The organism is Mycobacterium paragordonae, from assembly GCF_003614435.1.
Classification (GTDB): domain Bacteria; phylum Actinomycetota; class Actinomycetes; order Mycobacteriales; family Mycobacteriaceae; genus Mycobacterium; species Mycobacterium paragordonae.
Map to the genome: position 1 here is coordinate 3,355,161 of NZ_CP025546.1, position 26,716 is coordinate 3,381,876.

The window sequence follows — 26,716 nt, forward strand, 5'->3', positions numbered from 1 at the left end:
CGTTTCCTCGTCTATAGAATCCGGGACATCCGTCCCTGCCAGTACTTGTCGCGGATGCGTCGCTTGTACAGCTTGCCGTTCGGGTCACGGGGAAGCTCGGCATCGAATTCGATGGTGCGCGGGCACTTGTAGGTGGCCAGATGGCTGCGGCAGTACTCGATCAGCTCAGCCTCCAGCTCGGAGCTGGGCTGGACGCCTGCCACCGGTTGCACGACCGCCTTGACCTCTTCGCCGAACTCCTCGTTCGGCACCCCGAAGACCGCGGCGTCAACGAGTTTCGGGTGCATGATCAACAGGTTCTCCACCTCTTGCGGGTAGATGTTGACTCCACCGGAGACGATCATGAACGTCGAGCGATCGGTGAGGTAGAGATAACCGTCCGCGTCGAGGTAACCCATGTCGCCGAGAGTGCGCCAGCCGCGGTCGTTGAACACCGACGCGGTCTTGGCGGGGTCCTTGAAATACTCGAAGTCCGGCCCGCCCTCGAAGTAGAGTTCGCCGGATTCGCCGAGGGGCAGTTCGGCGCCGTCCTCGCCGACGACATGCACGGCGGTCATCGGAATGCCGACCGAACCCGGGTGGGCCAGCCACTCATGCGGCCCGATGGTGGTGCCCGCGAATCCTTCGGTCCCGCCGTAGTACTCGTGGATGATGGGCCCGAACCAGTCCATCATCTGGTGCTTGACGTCGACCGGGCACGGGGCGGCGGCGTGAATCACGCACTGCAGACTGGACACGTCGTACTTGTCGCGGACCGCTTGCGGCAGTTTCAGCATCCGCACGAACATGGTCGGCACGAACTGTGCATGTGTGACGCGGTGGGTCTCGATCAGCCGCAGCACGTTCTCGGCATCGAACTTCTCCATGATGATCGACGCCGCCCCGACACGATTGACCGCCATGGTGTAGTTGACACCGGCGGCGTGGTAGAGCGGGGCGGGGGACAGATACACATCGGACGGCTTCATCCCGTATTTGTGAATCAGCGCCATCTCCAGCACCGCCTGTGCCCAGGATCCGTTGCCGTCCAACGGCAGTGGACGGCGTACCGCCTTCGGCCTGCCGGTGGTGCCCGACGAATACAGCATCTCCGACCCGTCGCTCGCGGGTGGCGGCGCAGCCGCCGTCGTCAGCGCGTCCTCGTAGGACCGCCAGCCCGCCAGTTCGCCGCCCACCACCAGGTGTACGCGCACCGAGGCGTTGACCTCGCGGATGCGAGCCGCCAGGGCCGCCATCGACGCGTCGACGAAGACCGCCTTCGCCTCGGAGTCGTCGATCACGTAGGCGACCTCGTCCGGCGTGAAATGGGTGTTCACTGCCGTGTAGTAGAGGCCGGAAAGCTGGCATCCCCAGGTGATCTCGAAGAACTCGGGCCGGTTCGGCAGCACCAGCGCCACACCGTCGCCGCGGCGCAGCCCAACTTCGTGCAGTGCCGCGGCGACTCGTTGACTGCGGTCGTACAAGGCTCCGAACGAGACCACGCCGCCGGCGGTGATGAGCGCCGGCGATCGTGCGGCGGTTCTCGCGTGGTCGGCGATGTTCACGGACGGATCTCGGGCGGGCTCAGGTGCCGGCGCCGTCGGTCGAGGCGGCCGCCGCGGCCTGGCGCCGTGCCTGCTCGGAGGGCAGCACCTTGTCCCGGAACACGGTCTGGATCAGCTCCTGCACGTCCTTGCTGATCGAGGCAAGGGCGACAAGGTCATTCGAGCTCTGCCAGTGCACCCGCATGCCCATCAGCTCCCAGGCCCGCTTGAGGTTGGCCTTGGTCGCCAGCAGCGTCGTCATCGGCGCCTGCGCGATGTGGCGGGCGATGGCCTCGACGCGGTCGTCCAGTTGATCGCGGGGCACCACCTCGTTGACGAGTCCGACCTCCAGCGCCTTCTTGGCGTCGATGACCTCGGCGAGATAGAGGTAGTAGGCCGCCCGCCGCCAGTTCATGAACACCCAGGGCTCGATCGAGCATTCACCGGACGGCATGCCGAATCCCTGCAGCGGCGGGTAGGAGAAGTACGCGTCCTCGGCCGCGATGACGATGTCGGTGGTCAGCCCGTAGTGCGTGCCCCCTCCCACGCAGTAGCCGTGCACCTGCGCGATGGTCGGTTTGGAGAACTCCCACAGATTCATCACCGGCTTGACGAACAGATCCGTCTGCGGCTTCCACGGTGTGCCCATCACCTTCGCGCCCTCGACGAACGCCGGGTAGTCCACGGCGTTGTTGCCGATGGCGTGTCCCGAGCAGAAGCCCTTGCCGTTGGCCTTGAGGACCAGCACCTTGATGTCGTAGTCGCGGTCGGCGTCCAGCAGCGCGGCGTCGACCTCCTCGGCCAGCTTCTGGTCCTGCGCGTTGGCCTTCTCCGGCCAGTTCAGCGTGACGCGGGCGATCGGACCCTCTTTCTCGTAGATGATCCGTTCGCGAGTCTCGTTGAGATCCATGACTTTTCGATTACCTTTCAGGATGAGGTGATGACGCCGATTTCGGTGCCGATGTCGTAAGTTGTTCCAGTCTGCGCCGTCCACCGCACGGTGCCCGATGCGCCGGCTTCGATTTCCTGTTCCACCTTCTCGGTGGCGATGACGTAGATCGGGGTGCCTTCTTCCACATAGTCGCCGCCGTTCACCAGCAACTCGGTGAGCTCGGCCTCCGAGACGGCGACCGACACCCGCGGAATTCGGATGATGAAGTCAGCCATGCGCTTTCGCCTTCTCCAGGGTGAGTTGCGCGGCCGCGACGATGCGGGCCGGCGCCGGGTAGACCTGGGCCTCCAGGCCGGCCGCGGCCGGGTTGGGCACGAACCTGGCTCCGATCCGCTGGATGGGCGCGGCCAGTTCGCCGAACAGTTCCGACGACAGGATGGCGGCGATCTCGGCTCCCGGGCCGGCGAACTGGATCGCGTCGTGCACGATCACGACTCGCCTGGTGCGACGGGCGGATTCGACGATGGTGTCGACGTCGAGCGGGAGCAGGGTGCGCAGATCGACCACCTCGGCGCTGACCCCCTGTTCGGCAAGAGTGGCCGCCGCCGCCAGCGCGTCGTGCACCGCGCGGCCGTAACTGATCAGGCTGACATCGGTGCCGGGCCGCTTGATATCGGCCTGTCCCAACGGAATCGCGAACCCCGGATCCAGCGGGACCGGGCCCTTACGTCCCTGCAGCCGGATCGTCTCGACGAACAGGCACGGGTCTTCATCGAAGATGGCCGAGGTGAGCAGGCCTTTGCCGTCCCGCGGAGTGGACGGCACGATGACCTTCATCCCGGGAATGTGCATGAACCACGCTTCCAGGGACTGCGAGTGCGTGGCGCCGGTGGCCAGCCCCGCGTACACCTGCGTCCGGACGGTGATCGGCGCCGTCGTCCGGCCCGCGGTCATGAACCGCAACTTGGCGGCGTTGTTGATCAACTGGTCGGCGGCGATACCGATGAAGTCCATGATCATGATCTCGGCCACCGGCAGCAGGCCGTCGATCGCGGCGCCGATCGCCGCGCCGAGGATCGCGGCCTCCGAGATCGGCGTGTCCAGCACCCGCTCGTGCCCGTACTTCGTCGACAGCCCCGCGGTAGGGCCCGACGCGCCGGGGTCGGCGATGTCCTCACCCAGCAGGAAGACCCGGTCGTCGGCTTGCAGCGCTTGGTCCAGCGCGAGGTTGAGCGCCTCGCGCATCGTCATCTCTTTTTCTTCCATAGCCAGTGGATTCCTCACCCGGGGAACTTGATCGGGGTCGCGTACACATCCCGGTCCAGTTCGTCGATCGACGGTGGATCGGCACTGAGAACCGTGCGAAGCGCGGTCTCGACGGCCGCCTGCGCCTCGGCGTCGATGCGGTCGAGTTCGTCCGCGCTGCATATCCCCGCCGCCTCCAGGTGACTGCGGAACCGCGGGACCGGGTCGGCCGCCAGCGCCTCGGCGAGCTGGTCTTTGGGGATGTAGGGCATCCGGTCGCCGAAGTAGTGGCCGCGGAACCGGAAGGTCACGCACTCGATGAAGGTGGGTCCGCCGCCACCGCGGGCCCGCTCCAGCGCCTGCACCAGGACTGCCTGCACCGCCAGCGGGTCGTTGCCGTCGACGCGGACCCCAGGCATCCCGTAACCCGCGGCGCGGTCGGCTACCTGCGCGATCTTCATGGTGTCCGTCGTCGGCGTCATCTCGGCGTACAGATTGTTCTGGCAGACGAAGACCAGCGGCAGGTCCCACAGGGCGGCCATGTTGGCGGCCTCGTGGAACGAGCCGGTGTTGGTGGCGCCGTCACCGAAGCTGACGACCGTAACCCGTTCCAGGCCTTTACGTTTGCCGGCCATGGCCAGTCCGACGGCCACCGGGGGACCGGCTCCGACGATGCCGGTCGAGAGCATCACGCCCTTATCGGGGTTGGCGATGTGCATGGTGCCGCCCTTGCCGCGGCCGGCCCCGACGACACGGCCCATCATCTCGCCGTAGATCTCTTCCAGCGGAACGCCCTTGCCGATCAGATCATGCAGCCCCCGGTAGGTGGTGACCAGTTGGTCGTCGTCCCGCAGTGCCACACCCATCGCCGCCGCGATGGCTTCCTGTCCGCGCGACGGCCAGTACACGCACATGAACTCCCCGGTGCCGATGCCCTTGGACAGCCGGTCGTCAGCCGTCTTCATCAACGCCATCAGTTCGTACAGCCGGCGCTCGTTCACCTGACCTCCAATTCCGTTGCAAGACAGGGTTAGGAGCCTGACCAGGGTTTGACCTTGAGGAATCCGCCGGCGTCGACCCGCAGCTGCTGGCCGGTGATGTAGCGCGCCGCGTCGGAGGCCAGGAACAGCACGGCTTCGCTGATATCCTCCGGTTCCACGTAGGGCACGGGCATCGCCTGTACCAACGGAAAAATGGGCTCGGCGTCTTCCCGGGTCGGGTTGGCCAGGTCGGGCCGGAACGCCCGGTACATCGGCGCGCTGTGCAGCATGTCGGTGTTCACATTGGTGGGGTGCACCGCGTTCATCCGGATGGAGAACGGTGCCAGTGCCCGCGCGAAGTCGTTCACATAGTGTGCCGCAGCGATTTTCGCGAAGGCATAGCCGGCTCCGCCGGGGCCGCCGTCGATACCGGTGGTGTTCATCGACGACATGAAGGCGGCGTTGGATCCGATCACGATGATGGACGCGCCGGCGTGCAGGTGTTTGAGGCTGCTGTGCACCAGGTTCAGCACGCCGCCGAGATCGACGTCGACGGCATCGGCGAAGGCCTGCGGCGGCAGCCCCGCGGTCAGCGGGCAGATGCCTGCGTTGGCAACCACGATGTCCAGATGGCCCAGCTCGGCGACGCCGTCGTCGATGGCGGCCGACAGCGCGGCCCGGTCCCGGACGTCGGCGACCACGGAATGGAAGCGTTGGCCTTCCTTCTCCACCAACCGTCCGGTCTCTTCGAGATCCTCCGGCCGCGCCAGCGGGTACTCGTTGGTCTCGATGTCGTCGCAGAGGTCGATCCCGATGATGTCGGCACCCTCGGCCGCCAGCATCCGCGCATGGGATCGGCCCTGACCCCGCGCCGCCCCGCTTACGACAGCCACTTTCCCGGCTACTCGGCCCACGTCCCGCCCCTTACCCCGGTATCTGTTCGCGCGATCGGCGCTGTGGCCCAACATCCTTCGTCATGGGAAGGGTCCGGGCATCTGACCAGCGGCCGGCTTCCATCACATCTCTTCCACAGGCAGCCGTGCTGGATCGGGCATGGCTGCGGTCGGGCTACCAACATGCCTTACAGTAGCTAGAATATCTAAAATAGCAAGGAATGAACCGGGCAACCGAGGGGGTTGACGATGGCGGGCATGCTCAGCGGTGTTCGGGTGGTCGAACTGGCGTCCTGGACGTACGTTCCGTCCGCCGGAGTCGCACTGGCGGACTGGGGCGCCGACGTCATCAAGGTGGAAGGCGTCAGTTCCGGTGATCCCGGACGGGCCTTGGTCGTTGGCGGTTTCACCCGCCAGGCCGCGCGCGCCGATGTCGACTTCATTCTGGAGCTGAGCAACCGGGGGAAGCGCAGCATCGCCATCGACATCAAGACCGACACGGGCCGCGAGTTGTTCGGTCGGCTGCTGGCTTCGGCGGATGTCTTCCTGACGAACTGGCTGCCCGGTGCGCTGGAGCGGGCCAGGCTGACGGTTGAGGACATCCGCTCGTTCAACCCCCGGATCATCATCGCCAGGGGCACCGGACTTGGCGTGCGCGGTCCGGATCGCGACGGCGGCGGCTTCGACGCGGCGACCTACCTGGCCCGCGGTGGCGTGGCGTACACGCTGACACCCTTCGGCACCGAGAACCCGGCGGTGCAGGGCCCCGCGTTCGGTGACCTGCAGGGTGGGGCGACGCTGGCCGGCGGGGTGTGCGCCGCTCTGTTTCACCGCGAGCGGACCGGCGAGCCGAGCATCGTGGACTCTTCCCTGCTGGCGCAGGCGATGTGGGCCATCGCACCGTCGATCTCGGTCGCGGATCTGTTCGATATCGACGGAATCCCTGGCGCGCCACCGGGATTGGCCATCAACCCGCTGGTGGCGCGTTACAAGACCAAGGACGACAGATGGATTCAGCTGGTCTTCCTGCAACCCGATAAATTCTGGGCCGGCTTCTGCCGCCGAATGGGTCTGCCGGAGTTGGTCAACGATGAACGATTCGTGCCGTCGGCCAACCTGATCGCCAACGCCACCGAGGCAACCGCCATCTTCGCCAATGCCTTTGCCGCACATGACCTCGCGCACTGGCGGCAGGTCCTGCGTGACGAACCGGGAGTGTGGGGTGCGCTGGCGACACCGCGCGAGACGCTCAACGACCCGCAGGTGGAACCCAACGGGTATGTGGTCACCAACGTCGACGACCAGGGCGAGAAGTACCGGATCGTCGCCGCCCCAGTGCAATTCGACGAAACCCCGCCGGGCCCCAGCCGGGCACCGGAACACGGCCAGCACACCGAGGAAATTTTGCTTGAATTGGATGTGGACTGGGATCAGATCGCGCACGCCAAGGACGTCAAAGCCATCCTCTGACCCCTACCGGGCGGGACCGGTGGCTGCGCCGTCCTGATCGGCACGTGGCGGGGGAGCGGGGCGCTCGGCGGCAGGCCGGACCCGAGCGGCGGTAGCAGGGCATTCTGCACAAAATCGAGCGGCCGGGGCGGCAAACTGCACAGACTGCCGACTCGGTTGCGCGCATGTTGCCGCAATTGAGCGAATGTTCAGTAAGGTGACGGCGTGAATGCCGCCCACCAGCCACCACCGCAGGGGCAGGTCAGGCTCGATACCCAGGGCCGACTGCAGCGCTACGAGGAGGCATTCGCCGATCTCGATGCGCCGTTCGCATTCCTCGATCTCGACGCGATGTGGAGCAACGCCGCCCAGCTTCTTGCCCGCGCCGGCGGCAAGCCCATTCGCGTCGCATCAAAGTCGCTGCGGTGCAGGCCGATTCAACGGGAGATCCTCGACTCGAATCAGCGCTTCAACGGGCTGATGACCTTTACGCTGCGTGAAACCCTGTGGCTGGCCGGCCACGGATTCCGCAATCTCCTGCTCGCCTACCCGAGTACGGACCGCGCGGCGCTGCGCGAGCTGGGCGAGATCACCGCCGCAGACCCCGACGGTGCGCCGGTAGTGATGGTCGACTGCGTCGAGCATCTCGACCTGATCGAGAGCGCGACCAACCAGCCGGTGCGGCTGTGCCTGGATCTCGACGCCGGATACTGGCCGGCCGGCGGGCGCGTCAAGATCGGCCCCAAGCGCTCCCCGTTGCACACGCCCGAACAGGCACGCGCCCTTGCGGAGGAGATCGCGCGCCGGGCCAGGCTGAGACTCGTCGCGCTGATGTCCTATGAGGGCCACATCGCCGGGTTCGGCGACCACGTCGCCGGCAAGCCTGTGCAGAACGCGCTCGTCGGCCTCATGCAGCGGCGGTCGATCGCAGAGTTGCGGGAGCGCCGTGCCCGTGCCGTGGAGCTCGTCCGGGACGTGGCCGAGCTCGAGATCGTCAACGCCGGCGGCACCGGCGACCTGCAATGGGTTGCCCAGGAACCGGCGATGACCGAGGCGACCGCCGGATCCGGCTTCTATGCGCCAACGCTGTTCGATTCCTACTCATCGTTCACGCTGCAGCCCGCGGCGATCTTCGCGCTGCCGGTGTCCCGGCGACCGGACGAGCAGACGGTCACGGCACTGGGCGGTGGCTATCTGGCCAGCGGCGTCGGCGCCAAGGACCGGATGCCCACCCCCTACCTGCCCGAAGGGCTCGCGCTGAACTCGATGGAGGGGACCGGCGAAGTTCAGACGCCGCTGACCGGCGACGCGGCCCGCAGCCTGAAGATCGGCGACAAGGTCTACTTCCGCCACACCAAGGCCGGCGAGTTGTGCGAACGGTTCGACCGTCTGCACCTGGTTCGCGGCGCGGCAATCGTCGACACGGTCCCGACCTACCGGGGTGAGGGGTGCACGTTCCTCTGATGCGCGAACAGGAGTTGCCATGACCGCGATCAGCGCGGGGCCGACCGAAATCGACACCTTGCGCGAAGTGATCGAGACGCTCGCGCCCATCGAGCGGGGCGCCGGCAGCCCGGGTGAATACCAGGCGGCCGCGTGGATCGTCGAGCGGCTGCGGGCCGCCGGAGCGCGGCAGGCGCGCATCGAAGAAGAGCAGTTCTACGACGGCTACCCGCGGCTGCACGCCAAGTTGTCCGCCGTCGGTGTCGCGGCCGCCGCGGCGGGCCTGGTCAGCCGGCGGCTGCGCGCGCCGGCGGCGCTGGCCGGGGTCGGCGCCGGACTGGCCATCGCCGACGACTGCTCCAACGGCGCCCGGGTAGTGCGCAAGACCCTGCACAAATCCCGGACCACCTGGAATGTGGTGGCCGAAGCCGGTGATCCGTCCGGCGAGCACACCGTGGTCGTGTGCGCGCACCACGACGCCGCGCACAGTGGCAAGTTCTTCGACTCCAAACTTCAGGAGTATGCCGTCGCGTGGTTCCCGGGCATCGTCGAACGGGTCGACACCTCCCTGCCCAACTGGTGGCCGACGATCTTCGCGCCCGCGCTGGCCGGTCTCGGGGCCCTGCGCGGCAGCCGCGCCATGATGCTGGCCGGAGCCGCGGTGAGCGCGATCGGCGTGGCCGCATTCACCGACATCGCGCGCAGCCCGATCGTCCCCGGGGCCAACGACAATCTCTCGGCCGTCGCGCTGCTGGTAGCCCTGGCCGAGCGGCTGCGTGACCGGCCCGTCACGGGGGTGCGGGTGCTCCTGGTCTCGCTGGGCGCCGAGGAGCAGTTGCAGGGCGGCATCTACGGTTTCATGGCGCGGCACAAGCCCGAACTCGATCCCGAGCGAAGCTATTTCCTGAACTTCGACACCGTCGGCTCGCCCGAGCTCATCATGCTCGAGGGCGAAGGCACCACCGTCATGGAGGACTACTTCTACCGGCCGTTCCGCGATCTGGTGGTGCGCGCCGCCGAACGCGCCGGGGCGCCACTGCGACGCGGCATGCGATCGCGCAACAGCACCGACGCCGTGCTGATGAGCCGCGCGGGTTACCCCACGGCGTGCTTCTCCTCGATCAACCGCCACAAGGCGCTGTCCAACTATCACCAAATGTCGGATACGCCAGAAAATCTGGTGTATGAGACCGTGATTCACGCAGTCACGGTCGCGGAATCGGTAGCACGGGAGCTGGTGCGATGAGTATGTGGAAGAACTGGGCCGGTGACCAAATCTGCGCACCGGCGGCGATCGAACGGCCCGCCTCGGAGGCCGAGCTCTCCGACATCGTGGTCCGGGCGGCCGGCCGGGGGCAGCGGGTCCGCGCGGTGGGAAGCGGCCACTCCTTCACCGACTGCGCGTGCACCGACGGCGTCATGATCGACATGACCGGTCTGCAGCGGGTGATCAACGTCGACAAGGCTAACGGCCTGGCGACGGTCCAGGGTGGTGCCAAGTTGCATCCGCTCTTCGCCGAGCTGGCGGCAAGCGGGTTCGGCATCGAGAACCAGGGCGACATCGACAAGCAGTCGATCACCGGAGCCACCGCGACGGCCACCCACGGCACCGGCGCGCGCTTCAAAAACGTTTCCGCACAGATTGTTTCGGCCCGGGTGGTCACCGCAACCGGTGAGGTGCTGGAGGTCTCCGAAGGCGACGACTACCTGGCGGCGCGGGTGTCGCTGGGCGCACTCGGCGTGATATCGCAGGTCACCCTCAAGGTGGTGCCCCTGTTCACGCTGCACCGCGAGGACGAACTACGCCCGCTGACCGAGACGCTCGATCGGCTCGACGCCGACGTCGACGGCAATGACCACTTCGAATTCTTCGTCTTCCCCTACGGAGACACCGCGCTGACCCGCACCACCCGGCGCAGCAACGAATCCCCCCGGCCCGCGCCGGCCTGGAAGAAGAAGCTCGGCGAGGGATTCGAGAATGTCGGCCTGAACGTGATCTGCCGCGCCGGGCGCCAATTCCCGAGCGCGGCACCACGCCTCAATCGGCTGCTGACCAGCCTCATGTCGCCGTCCAGCGTCCAGGACCACGGGTGGAAGGTCTACGCCAGCGCGCGCAACGTCAAGTTCACCGAGATGGAATACGCGATTCCCCGGGAGCATGCGCGCGTTGCGGTCCAGCGCGTCATCGACCTGGTGCGCCGGCGAAACCTGCCGATCATGTACCCGCTGGAAGTGCGGTTCAGTGCTCCCGACGACGCGTTCCTGTCGACCGCGAACGGGCGCGACACCTGTTACATCGCGGTGCACCAGTTCAGCGGCATGGAATTCGAGACCTATTTCCGTGCCGTGGAAGAGATCATGGACGAATACGAGGGCCGGCCGCACTGGGGTAAGCGCCACTACCAGACGGCCGCCACCTTGCGGGAGCGCTACCCGGACTGGGATCGGTTCATCGCGGTCCGCGACCGGCTCGACCCTGAGCGTGTCTTCCGCAACGACTACACCCGGCGGGTGCTCGGCAACTGACTCGGTGGGGACTGACGAACGGCCCCATCTGTGGGGACCAAAGTCATTGGCTGCCAATAGGGTGCTGACGCGGGGCGCTGCTGGTCGTAGGTTTACGACCGGGAGGCGAACATGACTGAATTCTTGCGCAACAGCGACGCCTTCACCTGGGCGATGGAAAGCGATCCGCGGCTGCGGTCGACGGTGGTCAGCGTGGTGCTGTTGGACCGGCCTCCGGACTGGGGCGAAGTGCGCGAGCGTTTCGACCGGATCAGCCGAAAGCTGCCCATGTTCCGGCAGCGCGTCGTGGAATCCCCGCCGCCGGCCCCGCCCCGGTGGGAGTACGACCCGGACTTCGATCTCGACTACCACATGCGGCGCACCGCGGTCTCCGGTTCGGGCACGCTCGACGATGTGCTGGAAATGGCGCGGCTGGCCGAGATGCAGGATTTCGACCGGGCCCGGGCGCTGTGGGAGACGACGTTGGTCGAGGGTCTGGCCGACGGCGGTGCGGCCGTGATCTGCAAGTTCCACCACGCCCTGACCGACGGGGTCGGGGGTGTGCAGATCGCGATGAACCTGTTCGACCTCTCCGAAGAGCTGTACCCGCATGAGCCGCTGCCGGAGGAGCCGCGGGTCTCCGCGTCCAGCTGGCTGGACGGTTACCGGGACACGTTGCGCTACAACGCTTCTCTGCTCGGTCAGGCGTTGGTCGGCACCGCCAGAAGGGCACCTCGCCTGGTGTATGACGGTCTTCGGCGGCCGGTGGCGACGGTGCGGTCGGCGGCGGCCAACGCCGCATCGGTCTACCGCACCGTGCGCCCGCTGAACCGGACCGGCTCGCCGCTGACCACCGAGCGCAGTCTGATCCGCCGTCTCAGCGTGCACGAGGTATCGCGACCGCAACTGCGGGAGGCGGCACACCGCGCCGGCGGCGCGCTGAACGACGCGTTCGTCGCCGGGGTGGCGGGCGGGCTGCGTCGCTACCACGAGAAGCACGGTGTCGCCGTGGGTGATCTGCATTTGACGATGCCGATCAGCTTGCGGACAAACACCGATGACATGGGCGGCAACAAGATCACCTTGATGCGCTTCGATGTGCCGGTCGGCGAGCCCGATCCGGCGCGCCGGATCCAGCAGATCCACGAACGTGTCGGCCTGGTGCGCAACGAGAAGTCGCTGCCGCACACCCAGTTGATCGCCGGTGTGCTGAATCTGATGCCGCGGTGGTACATCGGTTCGGTGCTGCGCCACGTCGACTTCTTGACCAGTGATGTGCCGGGTATTCCGGTACCGGTGTTTCTGGGTGGTGCCGCGGTGCGCGGTCAGTACGCTTTCGGACCCACGATCGGCTCATCCGTCAACGTCACGCTGCTGTCCTACGTCGACACCTGCGCACTCGGGGTCAACGTCGACACCGCGGCGATTCCCGACTACGACGTCTTCCACGAAGCCCTGGTCGCCGGCTTCGAAGAAGTGCTGGCGCTGGCCGACTGATCGGTATCAGCACCCTTACAGCTACGTATCGATACGGGCGGCGCTCTGGCGCATTCGCGCAGACCCGCAAATCATGGCACGGTGCGCCGATTGTGGCGTGCCTCCGGCGAGAAGTCTTCACCTGCAAGAGTTTCGCTGGTGGATGTATCGGTTGGAGGTAGAAAGGTATGACGGCAAGCTGGGCTCCTACCCAGATTCCCTCGGATTCGAACTCGGGTCGCCTGATGGACACCGCACGCGGCATTCTCATCGGCCTGCGCCGGTGCCGCTCCGGCATGGCCTTCGACGAGTTGCACAACGCAGCGCAGCGTCACCGGGTCCCGGTGTACGCGATGGCCTGGGCGCTGGTGCACCTGGCCGGGGAGGGAGAGGAGACACCGAGTTTCATCGAGGCCCAGTCAGCGGCCCGGCATGAGTGGGGCGAGTTGTTCGCCGCTTCCGGCGTATCGTCCTGCTGACCCGCATCACCGAACACGGCACGGCCGCGGTAAAGGGAAGTACCGTGGCCTTTCTCAAGGCCTTCTTCAAGGCCTCCGGGTGCGGATCAGCGCGTCCAGGCCGCCGATTCGGCGGCGGCGCGCAGTGCGGCGACGATCTGGTCCTGCTTCTCCGCGAAGCGCTCGGTCGGGGTGGGCACCGAGATGGCAATCACGTTGTCTCCCACCGACCGTCGTGCGATAGCTGCCGCGGAGATGCCCGCAGTGTGCTCATCTCGATCGAAAGCGATTCCGGTGGAACGGATTTCGTCGATCTCCGGCCGCAGTGCAGCGGCCACCTCGCGGGGCATTCGGGCTAATGCCACCTCCACGTCGGCGTCGTCGAGTGCGGCGAGCGCCGCCTTTCCGTTGGCGGTACCGGCCAGCGGGAAACGAACCCCGATCGCGGAAACCGCCCGCAGCCGGTGCGAGGATTCGATCTGATCGACGAACCACATTCGCTGGCCCCGCAGCACGGAGAGGTCCACGGTTTCCCCGTCGGTGGCCGTGGCCACCCGCTCGATGGTCGGCCGGAAGATCGCGGCGATATGCGCACCGGTGGCGCTACCGAAGCCGAGCAACCGATCACCAAGGGAAAAACGGCCATTCGAGTCGACACTGACCAGGCCGACCTCGACCAGACCCACCAGCAGTCGCCGGACGGTCGACTTCGCCAATCCCAGTCGCTCGCCGAGGTCGACCAGACGCAGATGGCCCGGCTCGGCGGCGATTTCGTCAAGGGCGGCCGCGGCACGGCGCAGCACCTGAATTCCCTCGTCACGATTGGTCGTCGAAGTCCGTTCCGTTTGCCCCACACTTCCACTATAGTGTGCCGCATAGCGGACTGGGAAGAACCGAAATAGGGATCAAAGGAGTTCCAAATGGGCGCGTTACCTGCCGGGCGACACTACTTCCGTGGCGAGGACGGCTACGAACCCGCCCGGCGCGACAGCGTCTGGCATCAGCGGGTGCCCGACCGCTACCCGGACGTGATCGTGCAGGCTACCGATGCTGACGACATCAAAGCCGCCCTCGCCTATGCCAAGGCCCACGGCCACAAGGTCAGCATCAAGTCGGGTGGGCACAGCTTTGCGGCCAGCCACCTCCGGGACGGCGCCCTGTTGCTGGACGTGAGCCGCCTCGACCACGCCTCGATCGATGCCGACAAGATGACCGCCGTCGCCGGGCCCGGCAAAGGCGGCAGCCTGCTGATGGCCGATCTGCAGGCGCAGAACCTGTTCTTCCCCGGCGGCCACTGCAAGGGTGTCTGCCTGGGCGGGTACCTCCTGCAGGGTGGATACGGCTGGAACAGCCGGATTTACGGGCCGGCCTGCGAGAGCGTCACCGCGCTCGATGTCATCACCGCCGACGGCGAGCAGATCCATTGCGACGCCGAGAACCATCCCGAACTGTATTGGGCCGCCCGCGGTGCCGGCCCCGGTTTCTTCGGTGTCGTCACCTCCTTCTATCTGAAGGTCTATCCGCGCCCCGCGGTCTGTGGCACCAGCGTGTACGTGTACCCGCTCGATCTCGCCGACGAGGTGTACACCTGGGCCCGCAACGTCAGCGCTGACGTCGACCGTCGCGTCGAGATGCAGATCATCGCCACGGCCAGCGTTCCCGAGATGGGCCTCGACATTCCGGCCATCGTGATGGCATCACCGGCGTTCGCCGACTCCGAGGAGGAGGCCAAGGAGGCCCTCGCGGTGTTCGAGACGTGTCCGGTCGTCGACCGAGCACTGGTCAAAAATCCCTACATGCCAACGGATCTACCCACCTGGTACGACGTCGTGATGACGCACTACCTGGAGGACCACCGCTACACGGCCGACAACATGTGGACGTCGGCGTCCGCGGAGGAGCTGCTGCCGGGCATCCGCAACATCGTCGACACCCTGCCACCGTCGCCGTCGCACTTTCTGTGGCTGAACTGGGGGCCCTCGCCGGCCCGCCAGGACATGGCCTACAGCGTCGAGGACGAAATCTACCTCGCCCTCTACGGCTCCTGGAAAGACCCCGCCGATGACGCGAAATACGCTGACTGGGCGCAATCCAACATGGCGGCGATGTCACACCTGGCAACCGGCATTCAACTGGCCGACGAGAACCTGGGCCAGCGCCCTGCCCGCTTCGCCACCGACGAGGCGATGGTCAGGCTGGACAAAGCTCGCGCGACCTATGACCCCGATGGCCTGTTCAACAGCTGGATGGGACGAATCTGATGACCGGAGACCTCTACCTCGGCTACCGGGGCGACGACGCGGACACTCCGTTCGGCAAGTTCTTCAAACCCGAAATGGCGCCGCTGCCAAAGCATGTCGTGGAAGCGCTGGAGCACGGGCCGCAAGGCGGCATGGCGCTGCTGGCGCGCGACGACGCCGCCCGGGTGGCCGATGACGGCTACCAGCAGACCGAGAACGGTTACGGCGTTCTCGAAGACGGCAGCTATCAGGTGTCGGTGCGTACCGACATGCCCGGTGTGACGCCGGCGATGTGGTCGTGGTGGTTCGGTTGGCACGGATGCGACAGCCGCCGCTACAAGTTGTGGCACCCGAGGGCACACCTGTCGGCCGCCTGGAAAGACGGTGACGACAATGGACGCGAAGGGGCGCAACGCTATATCGGGCGCTGGTCGCTGATCAACGAGTACATCGGTTCGTCGATGCTCAGTGGGGCAATACAATTCGTCGAACCGGCAGCGATGGGCCTGCCCGCCGACAGCGACGATGCGGTGGCGGTCTGTGCGCGACTGGGCTCAGCGGACGCGCCGGTCGACGTCGGCTGGTTCATTCACCACATCCGCTCCACCCGGGACGGATCGGAGATGCGGTCCCGCTTCTGGATGGGAGGACCGCACATCGCCGTCCGCAACGCTCCCGGTGTGGCGTCGAAAGCAGTGCGTCCCATCGCATCCCGGATACTGGGCAACGCGGAGACCAGCGGACGCAATCTGCTGGTGCACTGTGCCCAGGAGATGAACCACCTGGCCGGATTTCTGCCCCAACTCTACGAGAGCTTCGGTGACGAGTGACGCCCAGATTCTCACGTCTGAGACAGCTGCGGAGATCCTTCCGCGGATAACCGCATGTCGGAGCGCGCCGCTGAGACAGACCCGGCGGGAGGCCGATATCGGGCATTTTCGACTTCGCCGGGTGGCATTGACCTGCGGGTATTGACTCAGCACGCTGGACTCCATGATCGCCGTCCACGACACCGTCGACCTCTTCGATGCCGGGTCGATCCAGGATCCCTACCCCCTTTATGAGCGCATGCGCAGCGCGGGCCCGGTCCATCGGGTAGCCGACTCGGACTTCTATGTGGTGTGCGGGTGGGAGGCGGTCCATGAGGCCATCGGCCGCACCGAGGACTTCTCCTCGAATCTGACCGCCACCATGACGTACACGCCGGACGGCAGCGTGCAGGCGTTCACCATGGATGGCCTCGGCGGGCCCACCCAGGTGTTGGCGACCGCCGACGATTCGCTGCATGCGGTGCATCGCAAGCTGCTGGTCCGGCACCTGGCCGCCAAACGAATCCGCGCCATCGAACAGTTCACCGCGGCGGCCGCGGACCGGCTTTGGCGCCAGGGTCTGCGTGACGGGCAAATCGAATGGATGGGAGCCGTGGCCAACCGCCTGCCGATGATGGTGGTGGCCGAGCTGATCGGCATTCCCGACGCCGACATCGCCCAGCTGGTGCAGTGGGGTTACGCCGCCACTCAGCTGCTCGAAGGATTGGTGAGTCGCGAGCAGCTCGATGCGGCAGGCGTTGCGCTGCTGGAACTCAACGGCTACATCACCGATTGTTTCCGCCGAGCGGTCGCCGCGCCGCAGGCAAACCTGCTCGGCGAGCTCTCGACGGCCTGCACATCGGGGGAGATCGACACCATCGCGGCACAGGTGATGATGGTGACCCTGTTCGCGGCGGGCGGGGAGTCGACCGCCTCGCTGCTGGGCAGCGCCGCCTGGATCCTGGCGACCCGTTCCGACATCCAGCGCCGGCTGCGCGAAAACCCGGACCTGCTCGGGCCTTTCATCGAAGAGACACTGCGCTACGAACCGCCGTTCCGTGGTCACTACCGGCATGTGCGCACCGACACCAGCCTGGCCGGGGTCGATCTACCCGCCGACTCGCACCTGATGCTGATGTGGGGCGCGGCCAACCGCGACCCCACACACTTCGAAGACCCCGCACAGTTCCGGCTCGACCGCCCGGGAGCCAAGGGACACCTCAGCTTCGGCAGGGGAGTGCACTTCTGCGTCGGCGCCGCACTCGCGCGGCTGGAAGCTCAGATCGTGCTGCGCCTACTGCTGGACCACACCACCGAGATCGAGGCAGCCGGCGTCGGGCCCTGGCTGCCCAGCTTGCTGGTGCGGCGCCTGGAGCACCTACAATTGTTGGTCAAATAACTTGCGGCGCAGCCGATTACGATGTCATGTCGGCGTCGGCGCGATGCCGCCCGGGGACACGATGAAGGCCTCGACGGCGGTGGCCTGTTCGAAGCCGTCCACCTCGACCCGCCACTCGTAGATGCCCGGTTCCAAGGGGATTCCGGCCGGGATGTTGAGGGTGAGCGGCATCCGGACCGCGGTGCCGTGGATCGCTCCCGGCAGGCGGCCCGCCTCGGCGGCAGCCTCGAACAGAATCCGCTGCGGGCCCTGCGGCCCCTGTACCACCACCGGTTGACCGTCGGTGTCCAGCAACTGACAGGTGAGCTTGTGCTGCTTGTTCGTCTCGTCCCAGTCGATGTCCAGGAACATCACCAATGCGAATGGGGGCGTAGGTGTTTGGCACTGCCGCCAGCCCAGCCCGAGAGTATGGACCTTGCCCGATTGAACATCGGCCTGCGCCGCGTCCGCCAGAAAGAGGCTGACCTTCATGCGAGTCGCTGCCTTACGATTGCCGCCGTCACGAGATCCATAGATCCACGTCCTGTTCCCAATCCGTATGCAATTACCCGTCGCTGCCGACCTGGAAAGATACTACGCTGCGACCAACTCGCCCGGTTTGCCGCTATGCCACCCTATTTGGCGGGCGGAAGTTGGCGCGGCCCGTCGGGCCCACGCAACTCACGCGGCCCCTCCCGCTCGACCAGTTCGCGCCGGGCATCCGAGGCCGACGCCCCGACCGACAGACCGGCCAGGTCTCTGCCGGACGCGTTGCCCAGGGAGGTTTGTCCCGCATTGCCGCGCACCTGTGCGTAGTCGTCACGGTAATTCGGGTGGGCCGCCTGACCACGCGATGAATCGATGTGGTGCAAGCCGGGGCCGGTTGCGGCGGGATCCGGCGCCTGCATCGGGGGCTGCTGCTGCGGCTGCTGCTGACCGGGGCCGTCGGAGGTCTCGGTATTCATCGTCACCTTGCGGGTCCGCTTCAGCGAGAACGCGATCTCCTCGACCTCTTCGAACACCTGCCGGGCGGTCCGGAGCGGCTGGGTGGTGTTGTCGATGACCCGCGCCACGAACGGCGGCACCAGCGGGCGGATCCACCGGGCCGCGGCCTTGGTGGCATCCGGAATCGACGGAATCAACGGGGCGCGGTGCTCGTCAGTGACCTCGTTGGCCGGTGCCTGGTAGTGCTCGACGGCAGAAACGCCGGGTTCGGCCGGTGCCGGCAGGTTCTCGGTGACGGGCGGCTGCACGTCCCGCTCCGCGGCAGGCAGTTCGGCCACCGCCCGGCTTGCGGCTTCGGCTTCGGCGGCGATCGGCAGATACATGTCTTCCTCCACGGGCTCGAAGGTACGTTCCGACGTCGCGTGCACCGGGGCGTCGAGCGCCTCGACGACTCGACGGCGGTGGTGTTCGCGGTCGATCTCGGCCTGGGCTTCGATGGCAAGGCGCGTCTGCGTGAGTTGATGCTCGGCCCACATGATTTCGGCTGCGCGCCGGACCTCGGCCCGCTTGATCGCGATCGCGGTGTCAGCCTCCAGCTCGGCGCGTTCCTGTTCTGCGCGCGCGGTGGCGTGGCGATCGTGGGTGGTCTCGCCGCGCCACATCCGCAGGATCAGCGGCAGCAGATACAGCAGCGTGAAGAACGCGATTGTCAGAATGCGCAGGGCGAGGGCCCCGGCGCTGCCCAGGGTCAGGTCATTCATCGCCACCCACCGCGCACCCAGGCCATGGCCGGCATCGGCCACCACGGCGTGCCGTGCGTCCGCCAGGGCCTGTTCGTCGCGGGAGACGGTGGCGTCCAGTGCGGGTGCCTGCCGGTCGCGCGCGGCCAGCGCGGTGTCCAGCTCGCGCTGTGCGTCGCCGAGCAGCTCGTTGGCGGTCCGCGTCTCGGGACCGCGGCCGGGAACGCCGGTGATCCGGGTTTGCGGGCAGGCCGGCGTCGGGTTGTATTCGCAGCGCGCGATCACCAGAGCGTTGTCCAGCTGCCCGCGGGCCTGCTCGACGCTGCCGTCCAGTGCGCCGCGTGCCGCGCGCGCCTGCTGCAGCGACGCGGAGGCCTGGGCCACCGCCGGTGCCGAATCCGCCGTGCGCAACGCCCGCTCGTCGAGACGGCGCCCGACAGCCCCGGAGAAGAGTACGAGTGCGGCCAACTCGCCGACGACCACTCCGAGGACGACCGCGACGACGGCACGACCCGCCGTGCCGGACCGACCGCGGGCCGGACCGCCGGCGATGGCGCGGGTGACCGCCCCGACCAGCAGGCCGAAAACCAGGGTCGACGCGACGACCGCCCAGATCGGGGCGGAGGCGACCGCCGGCCTGACGGCCAGCGCAGCGACCAGCCAGGCCAGCACGGCGCCGAGCACCACCACCGCTCCGGCGACGGCGTGCGTGGACCGCTCGTGGGATTCGCCGAGTTCGCCTGCGTGTCCGCCGCCAAGCCAGGTCAGCAGCGCCTCGATCCGCGTGACGACCGAGCGCTGCTCCGATATTTCGTGCGCGCGCATAGGATCTAAACACCTCCAGTTACGTCAAGGGTGGCAGGCCGCCGCCCGACACACCGAATCGAAGCGCCCGCTTGTGGTGTTCTTCACAACCGGCTGCGCGGTGGCGCAGATCACACCCGGGGCGGGCAAGTGAACCCGAATTTCGGCGACTCGACCGGATCAGCGACTCATCGGGCGGGCGGCATGAGACCGTATAAATCTTATGGAAAACCAGGACTTCCTCAGCTACGAAGAGTTCGGCCGCAGATTTTTCGAGGTTGCGGTAACGCCGGACCGGGTCGCCGCCGCGTTGAGTGACATCGCCGGCAGTGAGTTTGCCATGGAGCCCATCGCCCAGGGCCCCGGCGGGATCGCCAAGGTCAGCGCGAACGTCAAGATCCAGGAGCCGAGGGTCACCCGCAAGCTCGGTGACCTCATCACCTTCGTCATTCACATCCCGCTGTCCATCGACCTGCTCCTGGACCTGCGACTGGACAAGCAGCGGTTCAAGGTGACCGGCGACATCGCGTTGCGTGCCACCGCGCGTGCGGCCGAACCGCTGCTGCTCATCGTGGACGTGTCCAAGCCGCGCCCGTCGGACATCACCGTGAATGTCTCGTCCAAGTCGATCCGTGGCGAAGTGCTGCGCATCCTCGCGGGTGTCGACGGAGAGATCCGGCGATTCATCGCCCAGTACGTCCGCGAAGAGATTGACTCGCCGCAGTCCCAGTCGGCACAGATCATCGACGTCGCGACGCAGGTCGCCGCCGCCTGGGGCAACTAGCCGCGCCCCGGGCATCCCTGACGGGTCTTCGCAGCTCAAAGGTGACCCAGGCCACAGGTGGTGCGCTAATCTACGGCGGTGCAATCGCGTCGGGAGCGGTTGGCGTACACAGCCAGGAGGATTCATGGGAATGCGGTGGTGGATCGCGGCCGTCGTGGTTGCGGCGACGGTGATGACGGGTTGCTCGTCGGGCAAGACGGTGGTCCGTTCGTCAGGCACCAGCAGCGCGGCCAAGTCGACGTCAGCCGCGGCCTCCTCGAGCGAAGCCACCTCCACCGAATCCGCACCGGTCACCACGCTCGACTCCAGCCAGTGCGTGGACGTCACCGGGGCCAACCTGGACCTGCTGACGGCGTCGGACAAGGACGCCGCGCGCAAGGCGGCCGACACCCTCGAGCGCTACAACCCGCCGTCCTCGGTCAAATCGGCGATCGAACACTTCGTCACGACCGGTGGCGCTCACTTCGACGACCCGGACTACACGAAGAACAACCAGATCGTGAAGTCGTGGGTCGACCAGGTGTGCCCGACCTGATACCTCGCTACAGCGTCTGGTGCCGGCCGAAGAACTTGTGATCTTCGCTGTAACCCCCGTAGCCACTGCCGATTTCGGAGTAGTGCGCCACGAACTCGATGCCTTTGATCCATTTGACCTGCTTGAATCCGTGCTGCAACTCGTTGCGCAGCCGTAGCGGTCTGCCGTGCAGGTAGGGGAGCGGCTCGCCGTTCATGTCGTAGGCGAGCATGCTCATGTGGTGCGTCATCTGCTCGATCGGGTGCGCGTTGTAGTAGATGCCTCCGGTCGCGCCCAGGCCCATCGAGTAGAAGACCACCCACTTCGCTTCCGGCAGCGGTTTGACGATGTCCATGATGGTCTGCATCGACACGCCACCCCACTTGGCCACCCCAGACCAGGCCTGGATGCAGAAGTGCTGCGTGATCTGGTCGTGGTAGGGCAGGGCGCGCAGGTCCTCGAGGGAAAACGCCGTCGGGTTCTCGACCAGGCCGTACACCCGCAGGCGCCAGTCCGCGAAGTCGTTCTTCTCCAGCTCCTTGTACTCGACGGTCTCCGGCAGCCGGCCGTTGCGCCAGTGATACGGCGAAATGTCCTTCTCGGTGAAGGCACCGGGCTTGGGATTCAGACGTTCCAGCGCTCGCTGGAAGGGACCGACCAGCGCGTACCCGACCCGCTGCACCACGCGCGGGTGCCGAATGGTGAACGGCGTGGCGGCAACCCACGCGACCGCCACGATCACCATCGCGACGCAGAAGACCGCGAAGCCGGCCCAGCCGGTGTCGTCGCGCGCAGCGAACATGTGGTTGAGGTTGCGCAGGGCTTCGGTGGCGAAAACCATCGTGACGTGGGTCAGGATGAAGAACAGGAAATACACCAGCACCAGGAAGTGCAGCGACCGGGCGTGCTGAATGCTCAATCGCTTGCTGAGCCAGTGCACCCGCTGTGACAGTGCCGGTGACATGCCCAGTCCGGTGATCACCGCGGCAGGGGCGGCGATGAACACGGTCGTGAAGTAGGCGAGCAGCTGCAGCCCGTTGTATGCGACCCAGCCGTTGTCGGTGGGCCATTGCAGTGACGCGTACTGAATGGCCACCGATGCGGCGTTGGGGAACACATCCCAGCTCGTCGGAACCAGGTGCCGCCACTGCCCCGTGGCGAACAGCAGCACGTAGAAAACGGCGCCGTTGACCAACCACAGCACGTCGACACCAAGGTGCCACCAACGGGCCAGCCCGATCGAGTGCCGGAACCCCGGCAGACCGAATTGCGGTGGGAGAGCGACGGTGTCGGAGTTGGCCGTCCACAACGGGTCGTCCGGGACGGGCGGTCCGACCCGCAGCCACTCGTCCTTGCCGGGTGTGGCGTTGCGGCTGAAGTAGAGCCGTGGGTGATCGCACAGGATCTGGATCCCGGAACGGATGATGAACGTCATCATGAAGAGATTGAAGAAGTGGGTCCAGCCGATCCAGGCGGGCCGTCCGACGACGGCACCGGAATGCTCATCGGTGCCGGGATAGCGCTCGATGAACGACTGCACCGCCGGCATGTTGTGCAGTCCCTTGCCGATCGCGACGCCCGCCAGCATCACCACGAATCCGATCGGAATCAGCCAGAGCAGGTTGAACCACTTGTCGCGCCCGACTCGCAGGCGCGGGGCGGTGGCACGTCGGGTGAGGTCGAAACCACCGCCGTAGGACTCGACGTCGACGACGTCCTCGGCGGTGTGCACCTCGCTCGCGTAATCGACTTCCAGGTCCGGGCCCGACTGCCCGTCCGACGCTCCAGTACGGGGGGCCGACCCCGCGTCAATGGATCTACTCACGCTGAGCAAATTTACACCATGGCGACTGTATAAATTAGAAACAATGCCAAACTCATGTGTTCGCGGACGACGGCGTTGTTTACCCGCCCATGACACCCGGGTATGTAACCGCACTGACCCCGAGGCACAGAGGAGCGGATTCCGTTGGCAAAGGTAGAGGTTTCGACCACATCAGAGGTGGAGCCGGAAGCCGCGTGGAAGCTGGCGTCGGACCTGCAGCGATTCGACGAGTGGATGACCATCTTCGGGGGCTGGCGCAGCGAGGTGCCGTCCACGATCGAAGAGGGCACCTGTGTCGCGTCGCTGATCAAGGTGAAGGGTTTTCGCAACACCATCTACTGGGAAGTGACGCACTACGACGAGCCGAAATCGATTGAGCTGAAAGGCCGCGGGCGCGGCGGCGTCCGGCTCACGGTCGCGATGGAAGTCACCCCCAGAGACCCCGGGTCGGATTTTCAGCTCACCGCCGACCTGTCCGGCGGCGTGCTCAGCGGACCGGTGGGACGGCTGGTCGCCCGCATGCTGCGCTCCGATGTGAAGAAATCCGTCGAGAACCTGGCCGAGTTGCGCTAAGTCCATACCGCGGTTCACCGGGATTGCAGCGAGTCTCAGCGGCGCGAATTACGCAGCAGCGCTTCGCGTTCGGCGTCCCTGACCCGTCGGCGCTCCATGCTCAACCAGGACAGCCCAGCGCCGAAGACCAGCATCCCACCACTGGCAACGGACACCCCCACACCCGCTTGCCCGAAAGCGAAGGCTGCCACCGACACTACGAAAGCGAGAACCGCTCCGGCCATCGCCACCAAAACCGGTCTGCGCTCCGCGGCATCTTCCAATTCACCCAATTCGCGCGCCGCGCGAGGCAGGTGGGCGATCTCGGCCATCAGCGTTCTCCCTCTACAGTCGATCGCAGCCGGCCGTCCCGAACGGCCATTTCGAGCCTCTTCAAGTCCTACCCGAAATGCCCTCTGAACAAACAGGTTCGGCTATTCGTGCGACCGCAGCCGACGCACCGGCCGGGTTTCGATGGCATTGACGGTCAGCGCCCGCCGGCTGATCCGCCAGCCGGCTTCGGTCAACCGGTATTCGTCGTCGTAGCGCAGATGCCAGACGAAGTCGACGATTTCGGTCCCGCCACCGTCGGCCGCCCGTTGACTCCAGTGGTGGGCGACACCGGTGATGCGCCCCCGCGCGAGGTCGGGTTCTGCGCCCTCGTCGTACACTTCGCCGACGATCGCGTGCTCGGTGCGGGCGAGCCGGGCCACCGCGCCCACCGCCGCGGCGATGGCGTCGCGTCCCCGGTGGGTATGCACCGGAGTCAGCGCGGACGGTGGGTCAGCCACCACCAGCTCCGCCGAGTCGGTGAATAGTCCTGCCACCGAATCGAATTGGCGATCGTCGACCAGCGCGGCATACCGGTGCACCAGATCGCTGAGGGCAGCGCGAGCGCTCAGCATGGGTGCGCGGGGAGTATCACGGCGCGCACTGCCTCAAGCAGTTCGGCGGCGCGGGGATCGGTGAACAGCTCTTCCAGCAGCACCGGCCGGCCGTCCGGACCGGTCAGCGGGACCCGCCAGTTCGGATACTCGTCGGTGGTGCCCGGCTGGTTCTGGGTGCGCCGGTCGCCGACGGCGTCGGTCAGCGCCACGCCCAGTAACCGCGACGGTGTCCGGCCGAGGTAGCGATAGAGGGCCAGGATCAGCTCCTCCGGGCTGTCCTCGCCGTCGGCGAGCAGGCCCACCCGGCGCAACTCGGCCAGCCACCCCGCCCGTTCGCAGCCGGCGGCCTCCTGCTCGACCTCAGCGGGCCGGGTCAGCAATCCCAGCGATTCCCGCAGCTGGACGTGGTCGCCGGCCAGGTAACCGGCCGTCGGCGGCAGGTCATGGGTGGTGACCGAGGACAGGCAGTACTCCCGCCAGCGTTCGGCGGGCAGCGGCGCGCCGGTCGCCTCATCCTTCTCGAACCACAGGATCGAGGTGCCCAGCAGGCCGCGCAAGAGTAAGTAGTCACGCACCCACGGTTCGACGGTGCCCAGATCCTCACCGACCACGACCGCTCCCGCCCGCTGAGCCTCCAGCGCAACGATCCCGATCATCGCCTCATGGTCGTAGCGCACGTAGGTGCCCTCGGTCGGCGGCCGGCCCTCCGGGATCCACCACAACCGGAACAGGCCGATGATGTGGTCGATCCGGACTCCGCCGGCATGCCGCAGCACCGCCTGGATCAGCGCGCGGAACGGGCGGTACTCCAGCTCGTCGAGCCGGTCGGGCCGCCACGGAGGCTGCGACCAGTCCTGGCCCAGCTGGTTGAACTCGTCCGGTGGGGCGCCCGCGGTCACCCCCAGCGCCAGCGCGTCCTGCAGCGCCCACGCGTCGGCACCGGTGGGATGCACGCCGACGGCCAGGTCGTGCATGATGCCCAGCGCCATGCCGGCCCGGACGGCCTGCGACTGCGCCGCGGCGAGTTGCTCATCCAGCTGCCACTGCAGCCACCGGTGGAAATCGACGGCGGCCGCGTTCTTGGCGGCGAAAGCCGCGACACCGGGGGCGTCGGGGTGTCGCACCGATTTCGGCCACTCATACCAGTCGGTGCCGTGCTTGTCGGCCAGCGCACACCAGGTGGCGAAGTCGTCCAGCGCGCGGCCCTCCCGGGCGCGGAAGGCGCCGTAGGCCAGCTCCCGCCCCGCCGATCTCGGCACGGCGTGGATGAGCTGCAGGGCCGCGCACTTGGCGGCCCAGTCGCCGTCGCGGTCGATGGTGTCCATCCGTGCTGCCCGCCGCTGCACCCGGTCGCGCAGCGCCCGGACCCGGCCGCGTTTGGGCAGCTCGGCGTACTCCGGGATGGCTTCGACCCGCAGGTAGAGCGGGTTGACGAAGCGCCGCGAGGTCGGCAGGTACGGCGACGGTTCGATCCGCCCACCGCGCCCGCCGGGACCGGGGAGGCAAGCGGCGTGCAGCGGATTGACCAGCAGATAGTCGGCGCCGTGCGCCCACGCGGACCACAACGCGAGATCACCCAGATCGCAGAGGTCGCCGCTGCCCCAGGACCGCCGCGAGCGGACGGAGTAGAGCTGGGTGGCCAGCCCCCAGGCGCGGCGGGCCCCCAGCGCCTCCGGCAGCCCCAGCCAGTCCGGCGTGACGATGAGTGCGGCGCTGGCCTGGTGGTCGCCGGACCGCAGGTGCACGCGGTGGTAGCCCAGCGGCAGATCGCCCGGCAGCAGGAAACTGGCCTCGCCCACCTGACGTCCGTCCAGATCGAACGGGGGAGTGAAGTTGTCGACCTGCACGATGCGACTTTCCGGGCCGCTGAGTTCCGTCCCGTCCTCGAGCTGCAGCCACACTTCGGCGGGAGCGCCGTGCGTCACGTGCACCCAGAACCGCAGTTGGGTGCCGGCGCGTCCGACGATGGTGGGCGGCAGCGATCGGGCCCAGTGGGAGCGCAGGTGTGCGCTCAGCGCAGCGTTGCGGTCGTGCTCCGTGCCTGCGGAAACGCCGAGGGCGCCCAGGACGGCGACCAGCGTGGCTTCCGGCACCAAGACCTGCTGTCCGCTCCAGTCCTGGTAGCTGGTGGCGATGCCGAGCCGGCGGGCGAGTTCGACAAGCGACGGCGCAAGCTCGGTCATTGAAGAACTCAGGGAAGAACTCATGGAAGAACATTGTCAGCCATGGATGAACACCGTTACGTCCCGCTCCCGCGCACGCAGCTCAGCGGGGCCCGCAACACCTACCCGGGCGGCTATGTGAACACTGCGCGACATAGCGCGCCGAGTTGATGAATCGCAGCTAACATGCCCAATGAAGTCACGACGACTCC

Annotated in this window: 25 protein-coding genes; 12 read left to right on the forward strand and 13 right to left on the reverse strand. The window is 66.9% G+C overall.

The annotated features are described in order from the left end of the window. Window positions 1-11 precede the first annotated feature (11 nt). From C0J29_RS15240 to C0J29_RS15265, 6 genes are read right to left on the reverse strand one after another with little or no spacing between them, the layout of a single operon-like run. Window positions 12-1,544, reverse strand: coding sequence for an acyl-CoA synthetase (locus C0J29_RS15240; RefSeq protein ID WP_065164405.1), 1,533 nt, complete (start codon window positions 1,542-1,544; stop codon window positions 12-14). A 19-nt stretch (window positions 1,545-1,563) separates the two neighbouring features. Beyond that, window positions 1,564-2,433 carry an enoyl-CoA hydratase/isomerase family protein gene (locus tag C0J29_RS15245; protein ID WP_065049546.1) on the reverse strand — a complete coding sequence of 290 codons (870 nt, stop codon included), beginning with the start codon at window positions 2,431-2,433 and terminating at the stop codon, window positions 1,564-1,566. Between the two features lie 17 nt (window positions 2,434-2,450). Further along, the gene (locus tag C0J29_RS15250; protein WP_055580007.1) at window positions 2,451-2,690 is read right to left on the reverse strand and encodes a lipoyl domain-containing protein; all 240 of its coding nucleotides are present in this window, start codon (window positions 2,688-2,690) and stop codon (window positions 2,451-2,453) included. After that, window positions 2,683-3,681, reverse strand: a complete 999-nt coding sequence (locus C0J29_RS15255) for an alpha-ketoacid dehydrogenase subunit beta (protein ID WP_065164403.1) — start codon at window positions 3,679-3,681, stop codon at window positions 2,683-2,685. Before C0J29_RS15255 ends, C0J29_RS15250 begins: the two co-directional genes overlap by 8 nt. Before the next feature lie 14 nt (window positions 3,682-3,695). Next, window positions 3,696-4,634, reverse strand: coding sequence for a thiamine pyrophosphate-dependent dehydrogenase E1 component subunit alpha (locus C0J29_RS15260; protein WP_082994337.1), 939 nt, complete (start codon window positions 4,632-4,634; stop codon window positions 3,696-3,698). Between the two features lie 56 nt (window positions 4,635-4,690). Further along, window positions 4,691-5,554: a mycofactocin-coupled SDR family oxidoreductase gene (locus C0J29_RS15265; RefSeq protein ID WP_065049552.1), complete on the reverse strand. Its 864-nt coding sequence runs from the start codon at window positions 5,552-5,554 to the stop codon at window positions 4,691-4,693. A gap of 228 nt (window positions 5,555-5,782) precedes the next feature. Here C0J29_RS15265 and C0J29_RS15270 point away from each other — a divergent pair, with 228 nt between their 5' ends. The 6 genes from C0J29_RS15270 to C0J29_RS15295 all read left to right on the forward strand — a co-directional run bounded on the left by C0J29_RS15270 (window position 5,783) and on the right by C0J29_RS15295 (window position 12,885). Then, a complete protein-coding gene (locus tag C0J29_RS15270; RefSeq protein WP_120792835.1) occupies window positions 5,783-7,003 on the forward strand; it encodes a CaiB/BaiF CoA transferase family protein in 1,221 nt (406 codons plus the stop codon). A 204-nt stretch (window positions 7,004-7,207) separates the two neighbouring features. After that, on the forward strand, window positions 7,208-8,446 hold the full coding sequence (locus C0J29_RS15275; RefSeq protein WP_120792836.1) for an amino acid deaminase/aldolase: 1,239 nt from the start codon (window positions 7,208-7,210) through the stop codon (window positions 8,444-8,446). A 19-nt stretch (window positions 8,447-8,465) separates the two neighbouring features. Beyond that, complete coding sequence (locus C0J29_RS15280; protein ID WP_120792837.1) at window positions 8,466-9,671, forward strand: M28 family metallopeptidase; 1,206 nt, start codon at window positions 8,466-8,468, stop codon at window positions 9,669-9,671. A 2-nt stretch (window positions 9,672-9,673) separates the two neighbouring features. After that, window positions 9,674-10,951 carry a D-arabinono-1,4-lactone oxidase gene (locus C0J29_RS15285; protein ID WP_065049556.1) on the forward strand — a complete coding sequence of 426 codons (1,278 nt, stop codon included), beginning with the start codon at window positions 9,674-9,676 and terminating at the stop codon, window positions 10,949-10,951. Between the two features lie 111 nt (window positions 10,952-11,062). Then, window positions 11,063-12,427, forward strand: a complete 1,365-nt coding sequence (locus tag C0J29_RS15290) for a wax ester/triacylglycerol synthase domain-containing protein (RefSeq protein ID WP_120792838.1) — start codon at window positions 11,063-11,065, stop codon at window positions 12,425-12,427. A gap of 167 nt (window positions 12,428-12,594) precedes the next feature. After that, window positions 12,595-12,885 (forward strand): ANTAR domain-containing protein, encoded by a 291-nt coding sequence (locus tag C0J29_RS15295; RefSeq protein ID WP_065049560.1) that lies wholly within the window; start codon window positions 12,595-12,597, stop codon window positions 12,883-12,885. An 86-nt stretch (window positions 12,886-12,971) separates the two neighbouring features. On the opposite strand, the gene C0J29_RS15300 is transcribed toward C0J29_RS15295, so the two are convergent. Beyond that, entirely contained in the window at window positions 12,972-13,718 is a 747-nt protein-coding gene (locus tag C0J29_RS15300) for an IclR family transcriptional regulator (RefSeq protein WP_065164398.1), read from the reverse strand. Between the two features lie 66 nt (window positions 13,719-13,784). Between C0J29_RS15300 and C0J29_RS15305 the strand changes: the two genes are divergently transcribed. The 3 genes from C0J29_RS15305 (at window position 13,785) to C0J29_RS15315 (ending at window position 17,312) form a co-directional block, all read left to right on the forward strand. After that, on the forward strand, window positions 13,785-15,125 hold the full coding sequence (locus tag C0J29_RS15305; RefSeq protein WP_065049564.1) for an FAD-binding oxidoreductase: 1,341 nt from the start codon (window positions 13,785-13,787) through the stop codon (window positions 15,123-15,125). Then, window positions 15,125-15,934: a DAPG hydrolase family protein gene (locus tag C0J29_RS15310; RefSeq protein WP_120792839.1), complete on the forward strand. Its 810-nt coding sequence runs from the start codon at window positions 15,125-15,127 to the stop codon at window positions 15,932-15,934. Before C0J29_RS15305 ends, C0J29_RS15310 begins: the two co-directional genes overlap by 1 nt. A 163-nt stretch (window positions 15,935-16,097) precedes the next feature. Next, window positions 16,098-17,312, forward strand: coding sequence for a cytochrome P450 (locus C0J29_RS15315; protein ID WP_120792840.1), 1,215 nt, complete (start codon window positions 16,098-16,100; stop codon window positions 17,310-17,312). Window positions 17,313-17,336: 24 nt separating this feature from the next. Here the strand turns inward: C0J29_RS15315 and C0J29_RS15320 are convergent, their stop codons facing one another. Next, entirely contained in the window at window positions 17,337-17,783 is a 447-nt protein-coding gene (locus C0J29_RS15320) for a DUF6941 family protein (RefSeq protein WP_065049570.1), read from the reverse strand. A 143-nt stretch (window positions 17,784-17,926) separates the two neighbouring features. Beyond that, the gene (locus tag C0J29_RS15325; protein ID WP_120792841.1) at window positions 17,927-19,801 is read right to left on the reverse strand and encodes a DUF4407 domain-containing protein; all 1,875 of its coding nucleotides are present in this window, start codon (window positions 19,799-19,801) and stop codon (window positions 17,927-17,929) included. A 202-nt stretch (window positions 19,802-20,003) separates the two neighbouring features. Here C0J29_RS15325 and C0J29_RS15330 point away from each other — a divergent pair, with 202 nt between their 5' ends. Further along, window positions 20,004-20,564: a hypothetical protein gene (locus C0J29_RS15330; protein ID WP_065049574.1), complete on the forward strand. Its 561-nt coding sequence runs from the start codon at window positions 20,004-20,006 to the stop codon at window positions 20,562-20,564. A gap of 130 nt (window positions 20,565-20,694) precedes the next feature. Then, window positions 20,695-21,099 (forward strand): hypothetical protein, encoded by a 405-nt coding sequence (locus C0J29_RS15335; RefSeq protein ID WP_065049576.1) that lies wholly within the window; start codon window positions 20,695-20,697, stop codon window positions 21,097-21,099. A 7-nt stretch (window positions 21,100-21,106) separates the two neighbouring features. Here the strand turns inward: C0J29_RS15335 and C0J29_RS15340 are convergent, their stop codons facing one another. Next, complete coding sequence (locus C0J29_RS15340; RefSeq protein ID WP_240748664.1) at window positions 21,107-22,666, reverse strand: molybdopterin-dependent oxidoreductase; 1,560 nt, start codon at window positions 22,664-22,666, stop codon at window positions 21,107-21,109. A 381-nt stretch (window positions 22,667-23,047) separates the two neighbouring features. Between C0J29_RS15340 and C0J29_RS15345 the strand changes: the two genes are divergently transcribed. Beyond that, window positions 23,048-23,476 (forward strand): type II toxin-antitoxin system Rv0910 family toxin, encoded by a 429-nt coding sequence (locus C0J29_RS15345; RefSeq protein ID WP_082993925.1) that lies wholly within the window; start codon window positions 23,048-23,050, stop codon window positions 23,474-23,476. Window positions 23,477-23,511: 35 nt separating this feature from the next. Here the strand turns inward: C0J29_RS15345 and C0J29_RS15350 are convergent, their stop codons facing one another. The 3 genes from C0J29_RS15350 to malQ form a co-directional block, all read right to left on the reverse strand. Continuing rightward, entirely contained in the window at window positions 23,512-23,787 is a 276-nt protein-coding gene (locus C0J29_RS15350) for a LapA family protein (protein WP_162951480.1), read from the reverse strand. Between the two features lie 102 nt (window positions 23,788-23,889). Beyond that, window positions 23,890-24,360: a nuclear transport factor 2 family protein gene (locus C0J29_RS15355; protein WP_120792842.1), complete on the reverse strand. Its 471-nt coding sequence runs from the start codon at window positions 24,358-24,360 to the stop codon at window positions 23,890-23,892. Then, window positions 24,354-26,525, reverse strand: coding sequence for a 4-alpha-glucanotransferase (malQ, locus tag C0J29_RS15360; protein WP_120792843.1), 2,172 nt, complete (start codon window positions 26,523-26,525; stop codon window positions 24,354-24,356). The genes C0J29_RS15355 and malQ overlap by 7 nt, the downstream gene beginning before the upstream one ends. Window positions 26,526-26,716: the final 191 nt, after the last annotated feature.

What these genes read in the sequence shown, in the direction of transcription:
- C0J29_RS15255 (WP_065164403.1), bottom strand. Translation starts at nt 3,681, where the DNA reads ATGGAAGAAAAAGAGATGACGATGCGCGAGGCGCTCAACCTCGCGCTG.
- C0J29_RS15325 (WP_120792841.1), bottom strand. Translation starts at nt 19,801, where the DNA reads ATGCGCGCGCACGAAATATCGGAGCAGCGCTCGGTCGTCACGCGGATC.
- C0J29_RS15335 (WP_065049576.1), top strand. Translation starts at nt 20,695, where the DNA reads ATGCGGTGGTGGATCGCGGCCGTCGTGGTTGCGGCGACGGTGATGACG.
- C0J29_RS15260 (WP_082994337.1), bottom strand. Translation starts at nt 4,634, where the DNA reads ATGGCGTTGATGAAGACGGCTGACGACCGGCTGTCCAAGGGCATCGGC.
- C0J29_RS15280 (WP_120792837.1), top strand. Translation starts at nt 8,466, where the DNA reads ATGACCGCGATCAGCGCGGGGCCGACCGAAATCGACACCTTGCGCGAA.
- C0J29_RS15350 (WP_162951480.1), bottom strand. Translation starts at nt 23,787, where the DNA reads ATGGCCGAGATCGCCCACCTGCCTCGCGCGGCGCGCGAATTGGGTGAA.
- C0J29_RS15250 (WP_055580007.1), bottom strand. Translation starts at nt 2,690, where the DNA reads ATGGCTGACTTCATCATCCGAATTCCGCGGGTGTCGGTCGCCGTCTCG.
- C0J29_RS15330 (WP_065049574.1), top strand. Translation starts at nt 20,004, where the DNA reads ATGGAAAACCAGGACTTCCTCAGCTACGAAGAGTTCGGCCGCAGATTT.
- C0J29_RS15315 (WP_120792840.1), top strand. Translation starts at nt 16,098, where the DNA reads ATGATCGCCGTCCACGACACCGTCGACCTCTTCGATGCCGGGTCGATC.
- C0J29_RS15355 (WP_120792842.1), bottom strand. Translation starts at nt 24,360, where the DNA reads ATGCTGAGCGCTCGCGCTGCCCTCAGCGATCTGGTGCACCGGTATGCC.
- C0J29_RS15305 (WP_065049564.1), top strand. Translation starts at nt 13,785, where the DNA reads ATGGGCGCGTTACCTGCCGGGCGACACTACTTCCGTGGCGAGGACGGC.
- C0J29_RS15310 (WP_120792839.1), top strand. Translation starts at nt 15,125, where the DNA reads ATGACCGGAGACCTCTACCTCGGCTACCGGGGCGACGACGCGGACACT.
- C0J29_RS15285 (WP_065049556.1), top strand. Translation starts at nt 9,674, where the DNA reads ATGTGGAAGAACTGGGCCGGTGACCAAATCTGCGCACCGGCGGCGATC.
- C0J29_RS15320 (WP_065049570.1), bottom strand. Translation starts at nt 17,783, where the DNA reads ATGAAGGTCAGCCTCTTTCTGGCGGACGCGGCGCAGGCCGATGTTCAA.
- C0J29_RS15340 (WP_240748664.1), bottom strand. Translation starts at nt 22,666, where the DNA reads ATGCTGGCGGGCGTCGCGATCGGCAAGGGACTGCACAACATGCCGGCG.
- C0J29_RS15295 (WP_065049560.1), top strand. Translation starts at nt 12,595, where the DNA reads ATGACGGCAAGCTGGGCTCCTACCCAGATTCCCTCGGATTCGAACTCG.
- C0J29_RS15290 (WP_120792838.1), top strand. Translation starts at nt 11,063, where the DNA reads ATGACTGAATTCTTGCGCAACAGCGACGCCTTCACCTGGGCGATGGAA.
- C0J29_RS15270 (WP_120792835.1), top strand. Translation starts at nt 5,783, where the DNA reads ATGGCGGGCATGCTCAGCGGTGTTCGGGTGGTCGAACTGGCGTCCTGG.
- C0J29_RS15245 (WP_065049546.1), bottom strand. Translation starts at nt 2,433, where the DNA reads ATGGATCTCAACGAGACTCGCGAACGGATCATCTACGAGAAAGAGGGT.
- malQ (WP_120792843.1), bottom strand. Translation starts at nt 26,525, where the DNA reads ATGACCGAGCTTGCGCCGTCGCTTGTCGAACTCGCCCGCCGGCTCGGC.